Genomic DNA, 2,671 nt, shown 5'->3' with positions numbered 1-2,671 from the left:
CATCAGGACTGTCGCACCGTTGCGCAGCGTCAGCTTGGTCTGCAGCTTGCGCGTACTGAAGGTTGGCGTGTTGTTGACACCGGTGCTGGTCTTGTCGGCACTGCTGACCTCCTGCTCGACTTCGAGGTCCACCTGATCGCCCGAATGGATCACCGGCTTGACCTTCAGGATCACACCCGCGGTTCGGTACTGAATCGTGCTGAGCGTGGTGGTCGTGGGGTTGGCCGTCCCACTGGCCAGCGGCGAACTGACGGAGCTGGTGATGATGGGGACCTCGCTGCCGACCTGGATCATCGCCTGCTCGCCATTGCGGGCATGAATACGCGGGCTGGACAGCACGCTGGCACGGTCGCTGGCGGCAAGGGCCGAGATGGCGATTCTCAGCTGACCGGCGCCGTTGAGGATGCGCAGGTTCAGTGGCGAAGTGTCTGCCGACAATGACTTGAAGCCCAGACTGGCCGTGTCGCCACCGCCAATCGCCCGGTTGTACAACCACTCGACGCCACTGCTTTTTTCATCGTTGAGTGCCAACTCGGCGACCGTCACTTCGATCAGCGCTGATTTGGCAGGCCGGTCCAGCATCTGCAACAACGCCGTCAACTGCGAATACTCATCGGGCTCCGCCTGAAAAATCAGCGTGTTGCTGGATTGGTCGACCACCACGCTCGTCAGCCGCTGACTCGTCGCCGCCGGGGCAGCAGAGGCCGCGGGCTGCCCTTGCGGGGTTGTCGCGGGCGACACATTGCGCCGACCGCTCAGCAACTGGTCAAGCGTCTTGGCCAGATCACCGGCATCCTTGTGCTTCACCTGGTAAGTGAAGAAGTTCCGACTGATGCCTCGCTCGTTGGGCTTGTCCAATGTCTTGGCCCAATTGATGACGTGGTTCAAGACCTCGTCGCTATTGGCGAAGACATAAACAGCATTCACCCCCAGCACGGGCAGCAGCACGACCGGATAACGGGCCCCACCCGATATGGCCGCCTGCCCCAGCGGCGCTACCGCATAGCCCTGGACGGTCAATACCTCTGTCAGGCGTTTGGCAAGGTCATCGGCTGACCAGTACGCAGGCGTGATTGCAACGCTCTTTCGACCAGCCATCAAGGGTTGATCCAGAACGCGGATGGCTTCAAGAGCCGCCTGGACGTTGTCCGGCGTGCCATTCAGCACCAGGGCATTGCGGGTGATGTCCTCCTGCAGCTTGATGCGATCACCGAACAAGGTGCGCAGCCAGTTGGCGACTTCGCTCTGGCGCACCACTTTCATTTCTATGAACTGGTAGATCGGGCGCAGTGGCAGCGGCGTGTCCGGGTTGACCTCGTCGCGGCGGATCTCCGGCAGATTCCCAAGCTGCGCGTTGTCCGGCACTACACGTAACAGGCCACCCGCGTCGATCACGGCAAGTCCGTAGGTCTTGAGCAACAGCTTCAGCGACTCTTCCAGCTTCTGTGCGGGCTGCGCAGTCCCGGTACGGAAGGTCACGGCGTCCTTGCGCGACAGCACCGCAGGATCGATGGACACGTTGCGCTTGAGAATGTCCACATAGACCACCTGCACAAAAGTGGCCAGGGGGATCTGCTGAAGGTTGATCGCGGCCACTTCACCAGGGTTGGCTGCCTGCAAGGCCACACTGTTTGCCTCACTCGCCTGACGGCTCTGCGCGAACTTGCTCGGTTGCTGGTCCGGTGGTACCGGCAATGGCTTGACGCTCAAGCTTTTCGCTCGACCATCGTCGCCCAGCGCCCCCGCCGCGCTGGAAGCGTTGTCGGGAACTGCGAGCGTTGCAGGCAGCTTTGGCGCAACCGTGCCACATCCGGCCACAAACAAAGCCAGCCCCAACGGCGCCAGTCGCAGCTCACTCATAACGCTCGACCGGCAGACGTTCCAACTTTTTCTTGACATTTCGCACCACCAATTCATTGCCTTCAACAGCCACGATCGCCTGACCATCGGGCAGCTTGTCGCCGACCTTGAGTCGCTGCGGGGGCTTGGTCGGATCCAGGAATATCAACACGGCGCCGCCTGCTCGCCCGCTGCCATACAACCCGGCGAGTCGCCAGCGGAGATCCGCAGCGGGCGTGGTCGCCACAGGCTTCGGATCGCTTCCCCACATAGGCGCAGCAGCCACCACGACAGGCATCGCGCCGGGATGCTGAGGCCTGGGCAAAACAGGCAAGACCCAGGCATCTCGCCTTGCACGCACGAGGGCCACATCGGCCGGCTGCGCCGGCGGCGCGAGCCACCCCGCCAAAAGCGCCGCAAACGCCAGCCCAAACAGCACTCGCGAGCTCAAGAATCCCTGTGTCATGGCTTGACCTCATCCGATTTGCCAGACACCGACTGCACCCGCATCTGGGCACGCAATTCCAACTCTGCTCGCGCAGGCACCTGGGCAGGCCGCAGCTTGATCACGTCGACGATGACCATCGGCTGCGCGCCCTGCAACTCGGCAAGCAACRCCATCAAGGCAGGCCGATTCAGATCTGTGACCAGCCGCGCGCGCAAAACACCGCCCGCTGCTGACGAGGCCGCCTCGGCCGCGCCCTGCAGGATCGTCAGCTCCACCACGTTCAGTCCGCCCTTTTCGGCCAAGCTACGGAGATAGTCTTGCAGACGCGCCTCCGCCGCTCCTGTTGACGCAGCGGCCCACTGCAAGCTGCGCGCTGCGTCCATC

General features: G+C 62.7%; 3 protein-coding genes. All 3 read right to left on the bottom strand.

The window, feature by feature from the left end:
- On the bottom strand, window positions 1-1,860 hold a 1,860-nt coding region (locus tag AC1DU6_RS26460; protein WP_477860759.1), incomplete at its 3' end, for a secretin N-terminal domain-containing protein.
- A complete protein-coding gene (locus tag AC1DU6_RS26455; RefSeq protein WP_457325873.1) occupies window positions 1,853-2,305 on the bottom strand; it encodes a hypothetical protein in 453 nt (150 codons plus the stop codon). The genes AC1DU6_RS26455 and AC1DU6_RS26460, both read right to left, overlap by 8 nt.
- Window positions 2,302-2,671: GspMb/PilO family protein (locus AC1DU6_RS26450; RefSeq protein WP_477860757.1), on the bottom strand; the 370-nt coding region annotated here is incomplete at its 5' end. The genes AC1DU6_RS26450 and AC1DU6_RS26455, both read right to left, overlap by 4 nt.

It is taken from the genome of Roseateles sp. P5_B10, assembly GCF_056400485.1.
Note: the sequence above shows the minus strand (reverse complement) of the source record. Positions and strands in the feature narration are given on the sequence as shown.